Origin of the sequence: Marinobacter profundi (genome assembly GCF_002744715.1) — a bacterium.
Classification (GTDB): Bacteria; Pseudomonadota; Gammaproteobacteria; order Pseudomonadales; family Oleiphilaceae; genus Marinobacter; species Marinobacter profundi.
Window position 1 is genome coordinate 99,337 of record NZ_KZ319368.1, and the last position, 19,656, is coordinate 118,992.

The following is a 19,656-nucleotide window of genomic DNA, read 5'->3' on the forward strand; positions in this document are numbered from 1 at the left end:
TTACGCACGGTTGTCTGCACCTGTTACCTCGGTCTGGGTGGGTTGGCGGTTCAGTTGCCTGCGCAGGGTCACCAGCAAGCGTTTCATTCTTGTCAGGTCGCCGGCGGCTTCCGGGCCTGCAGGCGGACCATAGTAATGATTGTTGACCAGTCGGGCAAAGGCTTGTGCCGAGGACGCCACATCCGGCCGTGCCCGTTCCAGCCGCAGTGCCAGCTGATCCGGCGTCTCCCCCTGACGCACCGGCACACCGGCGCGCTCACAAAGTCGATGCCAGCGGCCCACCGCCGCCATCCAGGGGTCCCGGCCTACAGGGCCACGGTGCTGCCACGCTGCCAACAGGCCCGCCACCAACAACGCCACACCGATCAGCCCGGCGGTCAGGTATCCGAGTTCACGCAACCCGAAACCACCCGGCAGGCGGGACATCAGGTCCATCTGGGACTGCCCCTGATATCCGACCACCCAGCGTTGCCACTGATAGTTAAGCCGGTCCACCTGCAGGCTGGCCCACTGGACCAGGGCCATATCCCCGTACTTCTGGGGCGACGCCCAGTTGTTCTCGAGGAATGAGCCCTCCCCGGCCACCGCCTCCCTCAGGCCGCTTTCGATGCGGCTGGGCGCGATGGCCGCCGTGGGATCAAACCGCACCCAGCCCCGATCGGGCAGCCAGGCCTCTACCCAGGCATGGGCATCGTACTGGCGAACAATCAGATAATCGCCACCGGCACCGGTTTCGCCCCCCTGATATCCCACCACAACCCGGGCTGGAATACCGGCTGCCCGCAGGACGAACGTCATGGCACCGGCATAGTGGGCACAGAAGCCACGCCGGGAATCAAACAGCAGATCATCAATGCCGTTGTCGGGCATGGCCGGTGGCCGAAGGGTGTAATAGTACTCCTGCTCCCGGAAGCGCCGCAGCAACCCGCTGATGAGCACTTCCGCTGAGGGCGCCGCGGCCGCCAGTTCGTCCGCCAATACCCGCGCCCTCGGGTTGCCGGATGACGGCAACTGGAGGTACCGATACCGGTCGGCGCGACCCAGCGGCCCGGGGGCCGGATTCTGAGTCCGCTGGCCACCCGCTCCGGACTCGAAAGCGAGCCGGTAGCGAACCGCGCTGTCCGCCGGGCGGCGGAAGCGGAACAGCTGATCCTCATTCAGATACACGTTATCCGATACCGCCACCGAATCATCCAGCGCGAAGGCCCAGCGCTGGTCGGTGGGCTCCAGCAGGACGTCGTATTCATCGTTCGCCAAGGTGCCAATACCACCGTCATTGGCGACCCGACCTGGCCGGCGGAAGGGTTCCGGCTGGCGCTGACTCCAGGTTTCGCCATCAAAACTGTCCAGAATCAGCCCCCGCCAGTAGCGCAGCCGCGGCGGTGGTATCTCGCCGCCAAAACTTGCCCGGAACGCCCGTTCACTGCTCTGGGCGAGACTGGAGATATCACCCGGCGTCATGGCATCGCTGATCCCGGTGCGTGCTTCGCCCGACACCAGCGGGACACTCCACAACGGTGCCATTCGCGGAAAGAAGACAAACAGCAGCACCACCACCGGCAGGGTTTTCAGCAACATCATTCCCAGCCGCTTCCAGCCGGCCCGGATCGCCCCCGGGGCACTCGGCGCATTGGCAACCTGCAGGCCAATCAGCAGAAACACCACCCCGGCCAGGTTCAACAGGGTCCAGAAAATTCCCTGCCGGAACAGAAAGTTTACCGTTGCCAGGTAAGTAAGTATGAAGAACAGCACGTAGAAATCACGGTTGGAACGGGTCTCCAGCCATTTCAGCCCCACCGCAAGCACAAAGAAAGAAGCGGCGGTATCCACCGAGAACCGGCCCTGCACAGTAGCCACATAGACCGCCACCAGCGTCAGCATCAGCCCGCTCCGCAGCCAGCGCCCCGGCAACCTCAGCCGCCCGGTCTGTGCCAGCCAGCGCCAGCCGGCCAGGACAACGCAGGCCACCAGCAACCAGACAGGGAGACGATCCCACTGGGGTGCCAGCAGAACCGCGAAGCTGGCAATCAGCCAGGCCAGTGCCCGACCAGGGACCTGAATCAGCGAGCTGTCCGCGCCGGTGAGCGCGCCCCGTGTCGCCCTCTTCATACCGCGCAGTCCATACCGCACACCCCAAACACCGCAACGCCTACCGGGTCTCTCATACCGATTCTCCCGGTTGTGCTACGGCAGCCGCCGGCTCTCCGGTGCGACTGCCATATGCCGCAACAGTAGCCTCCCGGGGCCGCTCAAGGCCGCAGGTGGCCAGTGCCCGCAGGCAGCGCTGGACGTGAAGCTGGCCATTATCCGGCTCAATTGTCTGGCCCGGGAGGCGGAGTCCGAACGCCGCATTGCCGTTTGCCCGAGCGATAACCAGCGAGGTCAGGTAACTGAGCCGCAGCTCCCGGTCAACGCCGCTAAAGGCGTCGTAATCCAGCCAGTGCGGACTGCCCTGCTCACCTTCCCAGTCGGCAATAACCATATCGCCGGTGCGGGCAAAACGCTTCCAGAGCACTCGCTGGGACATGTCGCCCTGCCGCCAGGGCCGCAGATCGGCGTGGTCCTGGCCCTCTGTCTCACGGGTTTCATCCACCTCACCATCATCCACCACGGAACTGCCCACTTCCGGCGCGGCGATTGGCCGGGGGTACACCAGCCCAGCGGAGGCAGGTCGCAGCCAGGACCAGGCCACCAGCAAGCCAAACGGAAAACGGGTTTCCACCCGGATTCGCGTCGGCACCAGATATCCGCGGGCGCGGGAAGGCACCAGCACCTGCATGTCCAGCGGCTTACCCGCCAGCACATGCTGCTGGTCCACCCGGGTCTGATCGTGGCTCAGAGTGATCGCCAGTGCGTCGTGATTCGGCGCCGATGCCCGGAAGACGAACGGGATGGCGTCCCCGGCGAACCCTTCCCCGGCTTTGACAAGCGTGATCTGCAGGCCGGTCAGGTTGCGGTGGGTCTGGTGCATCGCCGCCACGAACACCGTCCCCAACAGAAAGGTAAGCAGGTAGATCAGGCTGTTCTGATAGTTGATTCCGGTCAGCAGCATGACCAACAGCAGCAAACCGAACACGACACCGGCAGCGGACGGCAGAATGAAGATGTTCTTCTGCCCGAATACACGGGTATCGTCGCGGGGAACCCGCCGATCGACCCAGTTCTGCCAGTAGGCGGTTACTGCTTTCAACATAAGCTGCCTTATCATCCTGAACGGAAATGCCTGCCACGGTATCAGACAATACCGGACATCCACGGATATCGATCACAAACCCGGCACCACGCGCTTGAAAACCCCTGGCCTGAGGCGAATACTTTAACAAATACGGGACGCTCTGACTGACGTTTGTTCAGAAGTGCCTCTGACACCGGACGCAGACAAAGAGGCCTGACCATGAGCCTGACCATCAAGCACCAAACCGCACTGGGGATCCTTCTGGCCGGCGCCGCAGGCACGCCCGCACTGGCCGGAGTGCAATCCCTGTCCCAGGAAGAAATGGTAGACACCTACATCAAGGATTCTGCGGTAATCATCGTACCGAGGGAAAAACGCAAGTCAGAGGCCGACCGGCGACGGATCATCCGCGCGCTGACCATTTCTCCGGGCGAACCGGTCATCAGCGAAGCCGAAGAGGAAGCGGACCGCGATGCCCTGCAACGCTATCTCGAGGAGAGTAATGAAGATGCCCTGGCCGCTGCGGAAGAAGAGTTTATCCGCAAGGCCCTGCTGTTGCCGACGGATCAGCTGAGCCAGGTAGTGCCCCCCGTCGACTTTACCCCGCTGATTCCGCCGATCATTTTCGGCCAGCAAGCCGAAGTTCCCGAGGAACCCTTCACCCAGACTTTCCTCAACGACCAGCTCGGCCTGGCCTTTGATGGCCAGAATCTGACCTTTTCAATCGGCAACCCGCCCGGCATTGACCAGATCAGACTGCCACAAGGCATCAACGAGGGACCGATCCAGCTGACACCGCGGCCCGGCGGCGGGTTCGACCTGTCAATTGCGGTGCCCGAGCAGTAACAGCCCGAGCCTTCCTGTCGATTGCGATGCCGGAGCAACAGTCTCCGGCATTTTTCTGGTCAGTTGTCGGTCATCGTTACGGACTTTTTGCTGGTTATCCGCTGTAAAAAAAAACGCCCCGCAATTGCGGGGCGTTTCTTCAGGCGGGGTTCAGGTCAGATTAGTGACCGTATACCGCCAGCTTGGTGTTGGTGATTGCCAGGTTGTCGATGGCAAGGGAACCAATGGAGGTACCGCCGATCTCGACCCCACCGATGGCCATATCCAGGTAGACGTTGTTCACGTCAACGCGGAGCACATCAACGGCGGTGGATGCGCCCAGGCCTACGCCCTTGTAGACATCCAGGTTAACCGCAGCGAACATACCCGCCGGGGTGGTCGGAGCAGCGCTTCCGCCGCCAGCAACACTTGCCGCAACCTCTTCGAAGAACGCAGCGCCCATGACCTTCATGTCACGGATACCGATGCCCATGAACTCAACATCGAAATCCATGTCGACAACGTTGAACGCGGTGGCGATATTCAGGTGGTCAGTTGCGGTGTCCACGGTGATATCCAGCTGCGCCAGGTTACCGTAACCACTCAGGTTGGAAATCAGGGTGGTGCTGTCGGTACCGGTGGAGCCGGCCAGCAGCTCCATGGAGCCCACGGTCATACCCCAGTCGATGGGAAGCCCATCAAGGGTGCCCACGTGGATGCTGGCGTCACCGTCATCCAGTACGTCGATGTCAATCTTCAGCTGGTCCAGCAGAGTGTTGTAACCTGCAGCCGCGCCGTCGGCTGTCACACCGGCACCACCAAGTACGATGTTGTTAACCGCGAAGGAGCCTTCGTCGGTGTACTTGAACTGACCGATGCTTACCTGGGTTTCCAGCTCGATGGTGACACCGGCCTGACCGGTGACGTTGCCCATGGCGCTGTCATTCATGGCTTGCAGTTCCGCGTGAGCGGCGAACGGTGCGGCAGCAACGGCGGCTACCAGAGCGATTTTCTTCAGGCCTTTCATTCTTATCTCCTTATAAACCCGTTTTGTTGTTATCCGGGCCTTATTGGTTTTGTGTGTGGGGCGTCTTACCCCACGAATCCATTTAAGATTGTTTTACAGTCTGGTTCCGTGACTCCATTCACAGTTATTTACCGGCCGGTTACGAGCTGAAACAAACGTCGAAAAGTTCTCATTTTTAGCCGCCAGATGCGGGTAAATCACCGCGATCGTCGTAAAACATCTGGAACGGCTTGTCCCGGGTCACCGCCTCACCAAAGGCCACGGTGCCGGCCTCGACCTGGTAAGGCACGATTTTGTTGCCGGAGATACCCAGGCGATGTTCGTGCTCGATGACCAGCACACGGGTGTCACTGTCCGCATCCACCTTGCCGGTATAGAGAATCACCGCCGCGTGGATCTTGCCCCGGCGGGCGATGGATTTGAGAGCCGCCCGGTACATCAGGATCTTGACGTTGGCGGGGGCGTCGACCGCCTGACCGTCCAGGTTGAGCTGCTTGATGGTCTTGCCATCCTCGAGCAACATCCAGGCCGCGGGCACGGGCGTCGCCGCTGCACCCAGCCCTGCGGTATATTCATCAACCGCCTGCTCGGTCAGCTTGACCAACTGCTGCTGACCGGCAACCGCAGCAACCGCCAGCTCCTCGCGGGTGAGCTTGCCGTCAGCCAGCGGATCGTAGGGCTGACTGGCGGGCGAGCCGGCTTCCTCGGCCGCCGCGTAGGGCCCAGGCAGTGCAAGGAGGGCAAGCAGGGCAAGGGTCAGACTACGGGTAAGGGATCTTGTTATTGGCATGGTCGTTCCTGCTGATTCTGGAGAGATTTCCTCAGTTCGGCCGGCGCAGTCCGGTGAGAACTCCGGTAAAATACCGTGCTATCACGCCAGGATAACCGGGCCAGCCCATTGGCCTTTCATTAGATCAGCGGGTATCTCCCGGCAGCAACGCCCGTTTTGTGCCCTGATTATCATTCTTTCAAATTGACCGAGGATGTTTTGAGCCTGTCCACTGTGCCACCGCTATCCGAACTCGATCACCCCCGGTTCCTCCGCCTGCTGGAGTGGAGCAGCCGCGAACCGGATTTTGCGTTTCTTGGCAGCCTGGGAGCCGGAATGGAGCGTGGGCGCTACACGGTGTTTTCTGCCCTGGCCACAGCAAGCCATGACATTCCCGCCGGCGACGACGGCTCATCCACCGGCCGCGCCCATCGCCTGGAACCGGATATGGCCGCCACCATGGCGCCCTATGGCGACAGTTCCTGGCCAGAGCACCTGCCGTTTCCGGGAGGCTGGGTGGGCGTTATCAGCTATGAATACGGTTACCTGACCGAAAAACGGCTGGCGCCGCTGGCCCCGGCGATGCCCTACCCGCTGTTCAGCGCCCGCCTCTACCTGTGGTGCGCTTGGCAAGACCGCAAAGAAGGCAGCTTCCACCTCTGGATCCACCCCGGCTGCCCGGCAGACCAGCGAGCGCAGATCGAGCACTGGCTGGGTAACCCGCCGGTCAGCAACGACCGCCACTGGCAGCTCACCGACCCGTTCCAGCCCCGCCAGCCCCACGAAGCGTTTCTCGCCAGCGTGCGGAATATCCGGGACTATATCGAGGCGGGGGACTGCTACCAGGCCAACCTGTCACAGGAATTTGAGGGCCGCTACCAAGGTGAGCCGTGGCGCGCCTTCACCGAGCTCACCGCAGCCAACCCTACCCCCTACGCGGCGTTCCTGCGCACGGGCGAGTGGAGTGTGCTGTCGGTTTCCCCCGAGCGCTTTCTGGAGATTCGCGAGGGGGTTGTCCGCACCAGCCCCATCAAGGGCACCCGCCCCCGCGGCGCGACGCCGGAGGCGGACCAGCAGCTCGCCGCCGAGCTGTGCAACTCCGAGAAGGACCGGGCAGAAAACCTGATGATCGTGGACCTGCTGCGGAACGACCTGAGCCACTATGCCAGGCCCGGCAGCGTGGTGGTCGAGGAATTGTTTGCCCTGGAGTCTTACCGCAATGTCCATCACCTGGTAAGCCATATCCGGGCCGAGCTGAACGACGGCATATCCCCGATGGCGGCATTGCTGAGCGCCTTTCCGGGAGGCTCCATTACCGGAGCGCCGAAAGTCCGCGCCATGGAGATTATCCGGGAGCTGGAACCACACTGGCGCGGACCCTATTGCGGGTCGGTGTTTTACTGGGGGCTGGACGGACGGCTGGACAGCAGCATTGCGATCCGCACCCTGCTCTGCAACAGCCGTGACCGGTCGATAAGGTGCTGGGGGGGCGGTGGAATCATCGCCGATTCCGATCCAGAGGGGGAGTACCAGGAAACGCTGACCAAGGTCAGGCCGTTGATGGCCTTCCTGGAAAGCCTGCGGTAGCTGGCTTGAAGGACAGACCAGAGGCCAGTCCCTTTGACTCCGAATCGGGGACAGACCCAAGGTCTGTCCCCTTTTGACGCTGCTCGATCCCGAACCCGGCGGGGTCGAGGTCAGTTGCTGTGAACAGCGCTCGCCTTGAGGAATTCCTGCTTGAGCTCCTCGAAGGTATGCACGGATGGGAACTGCGGGAATTCGTCGATGACGTTCTGGGGCGCATGGAACAGGATGCCCGCTTCCGCCTGGGACAGCATGGTGGTGTCGTTGTAGGAATCGCCGGTGGCAATGACCCGGTAGTTCAACAACTGGAAGGCACGCACAGACTGGCGCTTGGGGTCACGCTGGCGCAGCAGGTAGTTGGTGATGCGGCCCTGCTCGTTCACTTCCAGCTTGTGGCACAACAACGTGGGGTAGCCCAGCTTGGCCATCAGCGGCATGGCAAACTCGTAAAAGGTATCGGACAGGATCACCACCTGGAAGCGCTCGCGCAGCCAGTTCACAAAATCCTGGGCGCCCGGCAACGGGTCGAGAGTGCCGATGACTTCCTGGATTTCCGGCAGCCCGTAACCATGCTCGTCGAGCAGGCGCAGACGCTGACGCATCAGCACATCATAGTCGGGAATGTCGCGGGTGGTTGCCTTGAGCTCCTCAATACCCGTTTTTTCCGCAAATGCGATCCAGATTTCCGGGATCAGTACTCCTTCAAGGTCAAGGCACGCGAGTTCCACAATTGTCTCCTGAATGCGATGGCGGGCAACCGGTGGTCCGGCCGGCCCTTGATTGGGGTTTCCGGCGCGTATGATAGAAAAATCCACCGCCGAATGCACCGGGGATCTGCCCTGCTATAACGATATGAACGCTGATTCCTTCTGCGCCGGCCCGGTCAATGGTAGATTTATCACACATTTACAGCAGGCCCGAGCGCACTATGACGGACATTACCCAACTGCAGCAGGAACTGGAAGGCCAGAGCCCCCGCGCCATTCTCAAGGCGGCGCTGGCCCACTACGACAATCTCGCGATTTCGTTCAGCGGTGCCGAAGACGTCGCCCTGATCGAACTGGCCCACAAGCTGACGGACCGCCTGCAGGTCTTCACCCTTGATACTGGCCGTCTGCACCCCGAAACCTACGAGTTTATCGACCGGGTCCGTGACCACTACAACCTCGACATCGAGGTGCTGTTCCCGGATGCCGCCGAAGTAGAAGCGCTGGTCCGTAAAAAGGGCCTGTTCAGCTTCTATCGGGATGGTCACTCCGAGTGTTGCGGTATCCGCAAGGTCAATCCGTTGCGACGCAAGCTTGCCACCCTGGATGCCTGGGTTACCGGCCAGCGCCGGGACCAGAGCCCCGGAACCCGCAACCACGTTCCGGTCGTGCAGCTCGACGAGGCGTTTTCCACCGACGGCCACCCACTGATCAAGTTCAACCCGCTGGCGAACTGGAGCTCCAGGGAAGTCTGGGATTACCTGCGGGTGTCCGAGGCCCCCTACAACAAGCTTCATGAACAAGGGTTTATCAGCATTGGTTGCCAACCCTGCACCCGCCCCGTGCTGCCCGGCCAGCACGAACGGGAGGGCCGCTGGTGGTGGGAAGAAGCCACCAGGAAGGAATGCGGCCTGCACGCCGACAACCTGATCACCCGCCAGTAAGCAAAAAGTCCCGGGATCCGCTGGATGACCGGGGCTTCAGTGGGCACACCGCCGTCAGTAGGTTGGCAGCTCAATGTCCTTGAACAGGTTTTCGATCTCGGACCGGCTGCCCTGATGGGCGACTGCCTCGTCCACCCGCTCTTTGGTCAGGTGGGGCGCAAAGCGCTGGATAAAATCGTACATATAGCCACGCAGGAAAGTACCTTTGCGGAAGCCGATCCGCGTCACACTGGAGCGGAACAGCTTGCTGGCATCCAGCGCAACCAGGTCGGAATCGGTTTTCTCATCAAACGCCATACTGGCGACAATGCCGACACCCAGTCCCAACCGCACGTAGGTCTTGATCACGTCGGCGTCTGCCGCAGTGAACACCACCTTCGGCGTGAGGCCCTGGGACTGGAACGCCTCGTCCAGTTTCGAGCGACCGGTAAACCCGAATACATAAGTCACCAGCGGATAGCGGGCAACCTCCGGTAACGTCAGTTCACTGAGCGCCGCCAGTGGATGGTCCTTGGGTACAATGATGCACCGGTTCCAGCGATAGCAAGGCATCATGATCAGGTCGTTGAAGAGCTCCATGGCCTCGGTGGCAATCGCGAAGTCCACCGCACCATTGGCGGCCATCTCCGAAATCTGCATCGGCGTGCCCTGGTGCATGTGCAGCGACACATCCGGATAGGACTCGATAAAGCCGCTGATAATGGGCGGCAACGCATAGCGGGCCTGGGTATGAGTGGTCGCAATACTGAGATCACCCTTGCGCTGGTTGCTGAACTCCTGGGCGATTTTCTTGATGCCCTCCACCCGCCGCAGGATCTCGCCTGCCTCACGAATGATGGTTTCGCCGCCAGGGGTAATCCGGGTCAGATGCTTGCCGCTGCGGGCGAAAACTTCCAGGCCGAGTTCATCCTCCAGCAGGCGGATCTGCTTGGAAATACCGGGCTGGGAGGTAAACAGGCTCTGGGCAGTCGCGGATACGTTCAGGTCGTGGTGCGCCACTTCCCAGATATAGCGCAGTTGTTGTAGTTTCATTTACCCCGTCGCTCCCCTGTTGAAATCGGCAGGTAGCCTGCCAGACGTTGCATTGCGCTCGCCAGCTTCACGCTGAGGGCCAAAGCGCCTCCTTAGAATACGCATAAGGAAACATTTTTTCATTCTTTTTTAATATACAAGATCCCGTGTTAATCAGTTTAGACCAAAACTGAATTTGCGCGTCGCGCTTAAGCACAAAAACGGCCCGCCGCCCTTGACTTGACGGTAACAAAGCACACAATCCGGTAACGTAATCCACGGCTGCTTAAACCAACATGCTGCTCACCACCAAATTCCTCAGGCCCACGGCAGACCCCCGGGCAGTCGCCCGCGAACGGTTGCTGCACCTGCTGGAACCCGGGGATACCCGCCGGCTCAACCTGATTGTGGCGCCCGCCGGCTTTGGCAAAACCACCCTGGCCAGCCAGTGGTGCTCAACCACCACCTGGCCAACGCCTTGGCTGTCGCTGGACGAGCATGACGATGAGCCTCGGCGGTTATGGCAGTATGTCACCGGGGCTTTCAGCCACGGCGGCCTGGCAGGGCTCGAGGACATCCGCAAGCAACTCGCCCGCTGCAGCACTGAAGAGCTCGAAGGTCCGGTTACCGGCCTGATCAACACCCTGGCTGCCGATGGCGGGCAGTGGGGCCTGGTGATTGACGATTACCACCTGATCCGCGACCGCAGGATCCATCAGCAGCTGTGCTATTTCATCGACTACCTGCCCCCCGGCGTCACCGTCACCCTGCTGTCCCGCACCGAGCCGGACCTGCCCATCGCGCGCTGGAAAGTCCGCCAGTGGGTAGCCGAGATCCACCCGTCCCTGCTGGCCTTCTCCGAGGAAGAATGCCGGCGTTTCTTCAGTGACTACATGGCGCAACCGCTGTCTCCGGAACAGGCTCGCAAGGTCTGGGAGAAAACCGAGGGCTGGGTCGCGGCGATGCAGCTGTCAGCCCTGGCCGGGGGCAGCGACAACCGACCCTCCGGCGCGCCGTCCAGCGGGGCAACCCTTGATGGCCGCCGGATCAGCGACTACGTGCTGAGCGAAGTACTCGAGCAGCAACCACCCGAGGTCCGCCAGTTCCTGCTGGAAACCGCAGCATGCCCGCGGCTTTGCTCCCGGCTGTGCGATGCGGTACGCGACGCCAACGACAGCCAGCGCCTGCTGGAGCGCCTGCTGCGGGATAATCTGTTTGTGGTTCCCCTGGACACCAACGGCGCATGGTTCCGCTATCACGACCTGTTTCGGGAGGCTCTCCTGCAACGGGCCGTACAGCTGGATGCTGATCGCTTTGCCAGGGGGCGTATCCGCGCCATCGAGTGGTTGCTGACCCATGAAAATGTCCAGGAAGGCATCAGCCAGATTGTCGATCTTGACGATAAGGAGTGGCTGGCCCAGGTCCTGGAGCTGCATGGCAACAACCTGATCCACAGCGGCTTCCACCTCCCCGTGCTGGACTGGCTGACCCGGTTACCCGTTGAGGCCATCCAGCAAAGTCCGCGGCTGATGATGCTGCGGGTGTGGGCGCTGTTCTTTGCCAACCGGGTAGAGCTGATCGCTCCCCTGCTCACCGAACTGGAAGACCTGCTGGATTGCCGGGTGGCAGAATCCCACCCCGACGCCGAAGGCGCGCTTGGCCTGCACAGTGAGATCTCGCTGATCCGCTCTTACCTGGCCCGCACCCGTAGCGACGACAAGAGCGCATCCGACCTGACTCGTCAGGTTCTCCAGGACATTGACCACACCCGCATTCCACTCAAGTCGGTGACCTATTACAGCCTTGGCCTGGACTACTACGGCAAGGGAGAACTGGCGGCAGCGGAAGACGCCCTGCGTTCCGCCGTGCAGTACGGCCAGCTGGAACGCAAACCCAGTACCCTGTTGTCCAGCGGCGGCCTGATGGCCTGGATCCAGTACAACCGGGGCGACATCGACCTGGCGCTGGAAACCAGTACCAGTGTGCGGCAGTGGGTGGACGAACATTTTGGCGACCCCCGGCAGCCGCGCCTGATCTCATGCTGGCAAAACAGCGCGATGACTGAAATCTACCGCGAACGTAACGAACCCGAGCTGGCAACCGCCTGTCTGGCTCCGCTCCTGGAGCACGTCCGTAACGGTACCGAGCCGGGCCAGCACGTCATCATCCAGCACGTGCGGGGGCACCTCGCGTTCAGCCAAGGCCGCTATGAGGAGGCTCTGGACGCCTTGCGGGATGCCGAATCCGTTGCTCGCCGGCGGCGGGAGCATATTGTCTTCGAGCCACCGGACAGCGGTGCACTGATGGCTCGCTGCTACCTGGCCATGGCCAATCTCGGGCAGGCCAGGCAGTGGCTGGACACCGCCAGCCCGGAGCGCTTCCGCAACCCGCTTAACCGGGAGCAGAGCCAGACCAGCGCGGCGCGGGTACTGGTGGCACTGGGGCGCCCAGACGAAGCGATTGAGCGGCTGGCACCCCTGCAGGCGGCTGCCGAGCGAGACCAGCACAACCGCCAGCTGACCGAACTGCTGGTGGTTCACGCCACGGCCAAGCTGGCACTGGGCGAGTCCGCGGATGCCGCCCTGCTGATTGGCCAGGCACTGTCGCGGGCCGCAGAAGCCGGCTTCCTGCGATTGTTCGCCGAGGAACCGGCCGCCGTTCGCGAGCTGATCCTCGGCTTGCCGGAAATCCACGCGCCGCAATCCTGGGTCAACCGCCTGCGGGCCATGTTGGCGGAGCTTGACGAGCCATCCTCCTCATCCTGCATTACCGGTTCCACTAAGCCGATGCGGCCCGAGAAAACGGGATCGGTTGCAAACCCGGACGCCACGGACGGCGAAAAACCGCGCAACAGCGCCTTGCCCGACTCGCTCAGCCAGCGGGAAGTGGAAGTGCTCGGTCTGATCAATGAAGGTCTGGCAAACAAGGAAATCGCTGCCGCCATGGGGGTCGCCGCGACCACCGTCAAGGCCCATATCCGCAATCTATACAGCAAGCTGGCCGTGGGAAGTCGTACCGAGGCACTGGCCCGTGCACGTCAGTTGGGCCTGCTCTGACCCGGCTTGAAATGTGAACGCCATCACATTTTGGCGAGAGAAAAAATCAGGACTACGCCCTTTGGACGATCCGGCTACGCCCCGCTACGCCCTATCATGGTCTCAACGGTGAAGGAGCCCTTCACCAGGAATTCTGAAACTTCAGGCCTTCAGATTCCTTGTTCCGCGTTGTTTCGACGCCCCGGGATCACACACTGCTGGATCCCCTTTTGACAAGAGCCGCCCCGCCGGGACTGGCTCTTTTTTTTGGCTTTTTTGGGGCCCTTCGACAGGCGCCCTCAGCGCTCGATGAGCCGGCGGAATGGCGGCAGGGCATCCAGCAGCAGCTGGCCATAGCGCCGCGCCACGATCCGACGATCCAGGATGGTAACCCGCCCGGTATCGGACTCGGTACGCAACAGTCGTCCCACGGCCTGGACCAGCCTGACAGAGGCGTCCGGCACGGTAATCTCCATGAACGGATTGCCACCGCGACTGGTAACCCATTCGGCAAGGCTGGCGTCGATAGGATCGTCGGGCACCGCAAACGGCAACCGGGTGATGATCACATGACCCAGGTAATGCCCGGGCAAATCGATACCCTCGGCAAAACTGGCAACACCGAACAGTACGCTCGGCCGGCCGGCGTCCACCCGCTGGCAATGCTGGCGCAGCACTTCGCCCTTGGCCATGTCGTCCTGGGTAATGATGAGATCCGGGTGCTCCGGAGCCAGCGCATCCCGCACGCTCAGCATCTGGCGGCGAGAGGTGAACAGGACGAGCGTGGCCTTGTCCCCTGCCCACAGATCCGGCAGCCGTTTGACCAGGGCATCGCCGAATGCGTCATCCGTCGGCATCGCCGGCATGGCCGGCACCTCAACGGTTGCCATCTCCGCATAGCGGAAGGAACTCGGTACCACCATGTAGCGGGTCGCCTCCGGCAATCCGGCCCGGGAGCGGAGCCGGTCAAACCGGCCCAGTGCAGTCAGGGTGGCACTGGTCAGCACGGCGCCATAGGCCCGCGACCACAACCTCGCATACAGCAGGTTATCTGCCAGCACCGGACTGCTGTAAAAGGTGATGTCCTCGGCATGATCCCAGCGCTGACGCACCGCCCACCGCGCAGGGGGCGGGCTGGTCACCGGTTTGTCCTCCTGGGGCTCCGGGGGCTTCTCACACCAGGCGACCCACAGTCGCAACTGGTCTTCGGAGCGGCTGTGGAAGGAGCCGATCACCGGGTACCACGCATCGGCAGTTTCACGATCGACATCGTGCTCCTTGCGTTCGTCAAACGCCTTCTGGAGCTCGTCAGCCAGCACGCCCAGCTGGCGCACAAGTGCGGCGGTGGCGGTTTGCGCGGTAAACGCCAGCTCGGCCAGGGTATCCGGCAACTGCCCCTCGGGATACCGCCACTGGGCGGACCGGCGCTCTTCGCTGAACTCCCAGCTGGTGTTCTGTTCGGCCTCACCATAGACCTCGGCAAGCACGATATCGAGCTCACGGGCAGCCGTGCTGATCTTGTCCACCGTCTTGGCGGCCAGGGTACCGGGCGCCAGGAACGGCGGTATCTTGGCCAACGCCTGGGAAAGCTGCTTCAACCACTGCCGGGTGGAATTCACCGGAACCGAGGCGGCAAAGTGGCTTAGCGCCTTGTCCGGAAGGTGGTGGGCCTCGTCAAAAATGAAGATGGCATTCTCCGGCTCAGGCAGGATCGCGCCGCCACCCAGCGCCAGGTCGGCCAGCACCAGGTCGTGGTTGGCAACCACCACGTCGGCGTCGTCCAGCTCTTTACGGGCATCGAAAAACGCACAGCTGTCAAAGTAGCTGCAATGGCGGTTGGTGCACTGGCGGTGGTCCGTGGTGACCTGCCGCCAGGTCTCGTCAGGAATCTGCGACGGCCAGTGATCGCGGTCGCCGTCCCACTCGCGGGAACCATAGCGCCCCAGCATGTCTTCAAAAAACGCCCGGGTACCCGGTTCATCGTCCCTCGGCTCATCGAGCAGAAACAGCGGCATGGTATCGCTGTCACCGACGCCTTCGTCGTGCAGACGGGCCTCGAGGCGGGACATGCACAGGTAACGGCCGCGGCCCTTCGCCAGTGTCCAGCTGAAGTCCATGCCGGTATGCTTTTTCAGGTCTGGCAGGTCCTTGTGGACAATCTGGTCCTGCAGGGCAACGGTGGCGGTGGAGATCACCAGGGTTTTCCCAAGAGCGCGGGCGATGGGAATGGCCGCAACCAGGTAACCCAACGTCTTACCGGTACCGGTCCCCGCCTCCACGACGCAGGTCGCTGGCGGAGACGTCCGCAAACCATCATCGGCGGTAATGTCGCCCAGGTAGCGGGCAATTTCCGCAATCATCAGGCGCTGGCCGTAACGGGCCTTGACCGACTTCCCCGTCAGCACATCCCGGTAGGCCTGCTGGATTTCCTGTTTAACCTCTTCTGAAAGTGCCATCAGCGCGGGCTCACCCAGTCACGGACCACCCCGACACGGAACCGGCGTCCGTCCTTACTGAGCTCGACGCCGTCTTCGGTGATCCGGTCAACACGGATTCCGGAGAAGCGATCTCCCACTCTCAGGTAGCTGTTATTGATCATCACCCGGCGTGCAGCCGGATCCGAAGCATAAATATGGCTGTTAAAGACCAGGTCTGGAACCGTCCGCTGAAACGACAACGGCAGCTCGACAAGATGGGGAACCCGCTCCGCCGGCGCCTCATTCAGGTCGACAGTCTCCGCTTCCGGGACGGCGATATTACGGGTCGGCACGATGATGGTCGGTCGTTCCCTGAGCGCCTCGGAGGTTTCCGGCATGTCCTGCATTGCCATCGCGGGTTCAGCCGGTTCGGTTTCGGGCGCCGCTGCAGACGCACTGCTCGCCTGGGAAACAGCAGGCCCGGGCGCCGCGACGGTCGGCGCAGGGGCCGGGCTACTGGCGGGCACCGCCGCCAGGGTATCGGCGTCACCCCCTGCCATAGCGCGGTCACCGCGCAGTCCGCCAGCGGGCCAGAACAGCACCGCCAGCACCACCGCATTGAGTACGAGGCCAGCAGCCACCCACACCGAGACCGGTGTTTTCTTGCGCCGGGGCGGGTGAATCAGCTGCACCTGCTGACCGAGATCCGGTACCTGGCCCTGCCGCCGTTCGGATTCTGATTTGCGCAATGCGTCCAGGATGTAGGACATGTCAGTTTGCGCCTCCGTTGACCATTCCGGCCTCCACTATTCCGGCGTCCGAAACCTTTCCGGAGGCCCTTGCCACGGACAGTCTCGGGGTGCCCGGATCAAGTTCGTTACTGACCTGGATCAGCGTCATGGCGCCGGCAATGCCGTCAACCACCAGGCCTTTCTGCCCCTGGAACCAGCGGATCTGCTCCGCCAACGGCAGGGATTTAATCTGTGCACTGGCCCCGCTGTCGGCGGTCAGCGTGTCGGCAAGCTCCATCAGGCGGGCACTGAGCCATAGCTGGTCACCGTTCTGCTCGCCGTATACCCCCTCCCCCGTCATGTAGGGCGGCAATTGCCAAAGCACCGTGAATTCGCCAAACCAGAGCTTTTCAATGGCCGCAAAAGGCAGGGAGATTTCGCCCCGGGACGAACGCACCAGAGCATTATCGCCGCCCAGTTGCTCAAGGGTCAGAAAACGGATCTCTCCCTGATCATCCCGCAACTGCAGGACGGCCGGGCGGTCAAGCTGCTCGAGACTGCGCCGGGTTCCCTGCCGCTGCAGGCAACCCAGGCCGGCCTGGGGGGCGAAGTCACAGGGCGCAACCCCGGAACCGGGTTGGTAATCGCGATTCCAGATCGCGTATAACCGGGCAAAAGCCCGCTCGGATCCGGATGCCAGTAGCCAGGGACTCGGCGTTGCCGCGGCCTGCTGCGCCGGATCAGGGCCGGGCGGTGCTGCAGTGTCGGTAGCGCTCTCACCCGCACCCGCCGGCCCGGCATCGTTTGCGCCCCGCACTACGGCACCGGAGGTCAATGCCTCTGCCATCGGCCACTCTAGCCCGGTTTGCCCCGGGCCACGCTCGACCCACCATAAGCCAAGTCCGGAAACTACCACCAGACCAAGCGCCCAGGCCAGAGCAGCCATGCCTCCCGAACGGGGGCGAGTCAGTGGCCGCTGTGCCGCGCTGGTGCCACTGACCTCCCGCGCCGCGGCGCGAATGTGGCGGGCAGTAATCAAGTGTTCGCCCTCGGCGTAGCCCCCCAACAGGGCCCGGTCGCTGATCAGGTTAATCAGCCTCGGGATGCCGCCGCTGACCCGGTAAAGCGCCCGGATGGCCGACTCGGAAAAGATTTCGCCACGCTGGCCGGCAACACTGATGCGGTAGCGGACATAGGCCTGCACCTCGCTGCGATCAAGCGCCTCGAGGTGATAACGGGCAGTCACCCGCTGGTTAAGCTGGCGCAGCTCCGGACGCGCCAGCAACTCCTGGAGCTCGGGCTGGCCAAGCAGGACAATCTGCAACAGCTTTTTCTCGGCCGTTTCCAGATTGGTCAGCAGCCGCAGTTGCTCCAGAACGTCAGCGGACAGATTCTGCGCCTCATCGATCATCAGCACCTTGTGACGACCGGCGGCGTGGGCCTTCAGCAGGTCCTGGTTGATCAGGTCCACCAGGCGCTTGATGGTGGACCCCGCCGGGTGCGCAATGCCAAGTTCATCGCATATGCTGGACAGCAATTCACGGGCCGACAGCCGTGGATTGAGGATCAGGGCTATGTCCACATGGTCCGGTACATTCTCAATGAAGCACCGGCTCATCGTGGTTTTTCCGGTGCCCACCTCGCCGGTAATCACAATGAAGCCACCCTGCCCCTGAATGCCATACATCAGGTGCGCCAGGGCTTCCTTGTGGCGTTCGCTGAGGTAGAGGTAACGGGGGTCCGGTGCGATGGAAAACGGTGGTTCCCGAAAACCGAAAAAGTCGTAGTACATGAAAGTCCAGTCAGGTTCTTTGCGAGGGTTTCCGGAAGCCGGCTTCAGGCCAGGGGCTTACCACCGGGTATGATACCGCCGAGGTCTCCGGCCTGTCATCTCAGTTTCCCGGCGGCTCCGCGGCACTGACCAGCCGCAATTCGGCGCCGGAGCGACGCTGCTGGTCTTTCAGGCGGCCGATGCAGCGTTCCAGGGTCTCGGCAATCCGGGCATGGGAACGGATCATCGAGATTTTCGGCCAGGTTGCCCGCTCCCCTTCCAGGATCAGCTGACGGACGAATTCAGGATCCGGATCGGACAGCATGCGGGCGTAATGCTTCAGGCTGTACCGGGGAGCAATGGTGACATCGCCATAATACCGCTGGGCCATGATGGTGTAGAGATGACCGGACACCTGGCGCAGCAATTCCGGCCGCACCCGCTTACGCAGAAAGTCGAACAGGCCCTGGCTATGGAACTGGAATTCGGTTTTCAGCAGGTGCATTGGCAGGCCGGAAATGCTCATTTTCTCGTCCCGTCCCTTGCCCGTCAGGAAAGGTACCACGTGGGGGTTGGTCTGGCTGACGATGGTGAAATTGACGTCATACAGATGCATCAGGCGTTCGATGGGTAAATCACTGACCACCGAGCCATCGACGAATTTGACCTTGGGCATATAGGGCAGGACATTGCCCTGAATGTCCTTTTTCATCAGCGTCACCGGCGGAAAGATCCCCGGCACCGCGGCGCTCGCCAGGACCGCACTCCACACCAGCAGGTAGGGCGATGTGTAGCCACACAGCAGGCGTGCTTTTTGATTGACCTGGACAGGCGACACGCTGACGTTGATGGAGCGGCCGGAGTGCTGGTACGCCTCTTCGAAGGTGTATTCGCCAATGTTGGCCCGCAGGCAGGCTTTGAGCTGGTCCTGATCCATCAGGCCGTCGCCGCGGATCGCGCTCAACAGGCCGCGCCATTTCCAGGCCTTGAGGTTATGATTCTCCGGCACCAGCATTTCCGGCACCTCGGCATCATTATGGACCCCGAGGATTCCGGCAATAATGGCGCCGACACTGGAGCCCGCCACCACCTGGGGCAGCAGCCCCTTTTCCCAGAGCGCCTTGATCACCCCGAAATGAAACATACCCAGGGTGGCACCACCACTGAGCAGCAGCGTGGGGCGCCCGTAGCTGGTCAGGGTATCACGGAAAAACTGGAGCTTTTCGACTACGCCAAACCCCGGCACCGGCCGATCGCACAGATAATTGAGGGATTCACAGACCTGGTTGATGTATTCCTCAATCAAGTGCTTGGTACCAACCCGGGAGCGGGTATAGAGCGCGGGGTTTCCCATGTTGCCCAGGTCGTGATGCAGCCCCTCCCGGAGGGCCCGCTTCAGGCGTTCATGGTCGTGCTGCTGGTGATACTGCCGCAGGTTGCTGAGCCGGTCGTAGATCAGCTCGTAGTGATAGAGGTCCGAAACGAACTCTTCTTTCCACTCGACATTACCCTCAAGGTAATCCAGCTCCAGGGCAGCGGCTTTCCACACCTCGTAATTGGGCGCTTCAGCCAGCATCTTGCGGAACTTCCTGATTCGCTGGTCCTGCATTACCGGACGACCTCCTGCTCGATTTCCCTGTTCGAAGACAGCGATGCCAGG

Annotated in this window: 14 protein-coding genes; 4 read left to right on the forward strand and 10 right to left on the reverse strand. The window is 62.0% G+C overall.

Annotation, left to right across the window (positions count from 1 at the left end):
- Together CLH61_RS03465 and CLH61_RS03470 are read right to left on the reverse strand one after the other, a co-directional pair.
- Positions 1-2,109 carry a transglutaminase TgpA family protein gene (locus CLH61_RS03465; protein WP_099613330.1) on the reverse strand — a complete coding sequence of 703 codons (2,109 nt, stop codon included), beginning with the start codon at positions 2,107-2,109 and terminating at the stop codon, positions 1-3.
- A 52-nt stretch (positions 2,110-2,161) separates the two neighbouring features.
- Positions 2,162-3,193, reverse strand: a complete 1,032-nt coding sequence (locus CLH61_RS03470) for a DUF58 domain-containing protein (RefSeq protein ID WP_099613331.1) — start codon at positions 3,191-3,193, stop codon at positions 2,162-2,164.
- A gap of 201 nt (positions 3,194-3,394) precedes the next feature.
- Between CLH61_RS03470 and CLH61_RS03475 the strand changes: the two genes are divergently transcribed.
- On the forward strand, positions 3,395-4,021 hold the full coding sequence (locus tag CLH61_RS03475) for a hypothetical protein (RefSeq protein WP_099613332.1): 627 nt from the start codon (positions 3,395-3,397) through the stop codon (positions 4,019-4,021).
- A gap of 160 nt (positions 4,022-4,181) precedes the next feature.
- Here the strand turns inward: CLH61_RS03475 and CLH61_RS03480 are convergent, their stop codons facing one another.
- Positions 4,182-5,027: a DUF6160 family protein gene (locus tag CLH61_RS03480; RefSeq protein WP_099613333.1), complete on the reverse strand. Its 846-nt coding sequence runs from the start codon at positions 5,025-5,027 to the stop codon at positions 4,182-4,184.
- 175 nt (positions 5,028-5,202) lie between these two features.
- Positions 5,203-5,817 carry a hypothetical protein gene (locus tag CLH61_RS03485; RefSeq protein ID WP_099613334.1) on the reverse strand — a complete coding sequence of 205 codons (615 nt, stop codon included), beginning with the start codon at positions 5,815-5,817 and terminating at the stop codon, positions 5,203-5,205.
- A gap of 198 nt (positions 5,818-6,015) precedes the next feature.
- On the opposite strand from CLH61_RS03485, the gene pabB reads away from it, so the two are divergent.
- The gene (gene pabB, locus CLH61_RS03490) at positions 6,016-7,383 is read left to right on the forward strand and encodes an aminodeoxychorismate synthase component I (protein ID WP_228152513.1); all 1,368 of its coding nucleotides are present in this window, start codon (positions 6,016-6,018) and stop codon (positions 7,381-7,383) included.
- 110 nt (positions 7,384-7,493) lie between these two features.
- Here pabB and thrH read toward each other — a convergent pair whose 3' ends face one another.
- Entirely contained in the window at positions 7,494-8,108 is a 615-nt protein-coding gene (thrH, locus tag CLH61_RS03495; RefSeq protein ID WP_099613335.1) for a bifunctional phosphoserine phosphatase/homoserine phosphotransferase ThrH, read from the reverse strand.
- A gap of 200 nt (positions 8,109-8,308) precedes the next feature.
- Here thrH and CLH61_RS03500 point away from each other — a divergent pair, with 200 nt between their 5' ends.
- The gene (locus tag CLH61_RS03500; RefSeq protein WP_099613336.1) at positions 8,309-9,031 is read left to right on the forward strand and encodes a phosphoadenylyl-sulfate reductase; all 723 of its coding nucleotides are present in this window, start codon (positions 8,309-8,311) and stop codon (positions 9,029-9,031) included.
- 54 nt (positions 9,032-9,085) lie between these two features.
- On the opposite strand, the gene cysB is transcribed toward CLH61_RS03500, so the two are convergent.
- Positions 9,086-10,063 carry an HTH-type transcriptional regulator CysB gene (cysB, locus tag CLH61_RS03505; protein WP_099613337.1) on the reverse strand — a complete coding sequence of 326 codons (978 nt, stop codon included), beginning with the start codon at positions 10,061-10,063 and terminating at the stop codon, positions 9,086-9,088.
- A 275-nt stretch (positions 10,064-10,338) separates the two neighbouring features.
- Here cysB and CLH61_RS03510 point away from each other — a divergent pair, with 275 nt between their 5' ends.
- A complete protein-coding gene (locus CLH61_RS03510) occupies positions 10,339-13,098 on the forward strand; it encodes a winged helix-turn-helix domain-containing protein (RefSeq protein ID WP_099613338.1) in 2,760 nt (919 codons plus the stop codon).
- A gap of 278 nt (positions 13,099-13,376) precedes the next feature.
- On the opposite strand, the gene dinG is transcribed toward CLH61_RS03510, so the two are convergent.
- The 4 genes from dinG to CLH61_RS03530 all read right to left on the reverse strand — a co-directional run bounded on the left by dinG (position 13,377) and on the right by CLH61_RS03530 (position 19,605).
- Positions 13,377-15,533, reverse strand: coding sequence for an ATP-dependent DNA helicase DinG (gene dinG, locus CLH61_RS03515; protein ID WP_099613339.1), 2,157 nt, complete (start codon positions 15,531-15,533; stop codon positions 13,377-13,379).
- Positions 15,533-16,264 carry a general secretion pathway protein GspB gene (locus CLH61_RS03520; RefSeq protein ID WP_099613340.1) on the reverse strand — a complete coding sequence of 244 codons (732 nt, stop codon included), beginning with the start codon at positions 16,262-16,264 and terminating at the stop codon, positions 15,533-15,535. Before CLH61_RS03520 ends, dinG begins: the two co-directional genes overlap by 1 nt.
- A 1-nt stretch (position 16,265) precedes the next feature.
- A complete protein-coding gene (locus CLH61_RS03525) occupies positions 16,266-18,017 on the reverse strand; it encodes an ExeA family protein (RefSeq protein ID WP_099613341.1) in 1,752 nt (583 codons plus the stop codon).
- Between the two features lie 100 nt (positions 18,018-18,117).
- A complete protein-coding gene (locus CLH61_RS03530; protein ID WP_099613342.1) occupies positions 18,118-19,605 on the reverse strand; it encodes a DUF3336 domain-containing protein in 1,488 nt (495 codons plus the stop codon).
- Between the last annotated feature and the right edge of the window lie 51 nt (positions 19,606-19,656).

Coding starts and splice junctions, on each gene's coding strand:
- CLH61_RS03465 (WP_099613330.1), bottom strand. CDS start 2,109: ATGAAGAGGGCGACACGGGGCGCGCTCACCGGCGCGGACAGCTCGCTG.
- CLH61_RS03470 (WP_099613331.1), bottom strand. CDS start 3,193: ATGTTGAAAGCAGTAACCGCCTACTGGCAGAACTGGGTCGATCGGCGG.
- CLH61_RS03475 (WP_099613332.1), top strand. CDS start 3,395: ATGAGCCTGACCATCAAGCACCAAACCGCACTGGGGATCCTTCTGGCC.
- CLH61_RS03480 (WP_099613333.1), bottom strand. CDS start 5,027: ATGAAAGGCCTGAAGAAAATCGCTCTGGTAGCCGCCGTTGCTGCCGCA.
- CLH61_RS03485 (WP_099613334.1), bottom strand. CDS start 5,817: ATGCCAATAACAAGATCCCTTACCCGTAGTCTGACCCTTGCCCTGCTT.
- CLH61_RS03500 (WP_099613336.1), top strand. CDS start 8,309: ATGACGGACATTACCCAACTGCAGCAGGAACTGGAAGGCCAGAGCCCC.
- cysB (WP_099613337.1), bottom strand. CDS start 10,063: ATGAAACTACAACAACTGCGCTATATCTGGGAAGTGGCGCACCACGAC.
- CLH61_RS03510 (WP_099613338.1), top strand. CDS start 10,339: ATGCTGCTCACCACCAAATTCCTCAGGCCCACGGCAGACCCCCGGGCA.
- dinG (WP_099613339.1), bottom strand. CDS start 15,533: ATGGCACTTTCAGAAGAGGTTAAACAGGAAATCCAGCAGGCCTACCGG.
- CLH61_RS03520 (WP_099613340.1), bottom strand. CDS start 16,264: ATGTCCTACATCCTGGACGCATTGCGCAAATCAGAATCCGAACGGCGG.
- CLH61_RS03525 (WP_099613341.1), bottom strand. CDS start 18,017: ATGTACTACGACTTTTTCGGTTTTCGGGAACCACCGTTTTCCATCGCA.
- CLH61_RS03530 (WP_099613342.1), bottom strand. CDS start 19,605: ATGCAGGACCAGCGAATCAGGAAGTTCCGCAAGATGCTGGCTGAAGCG.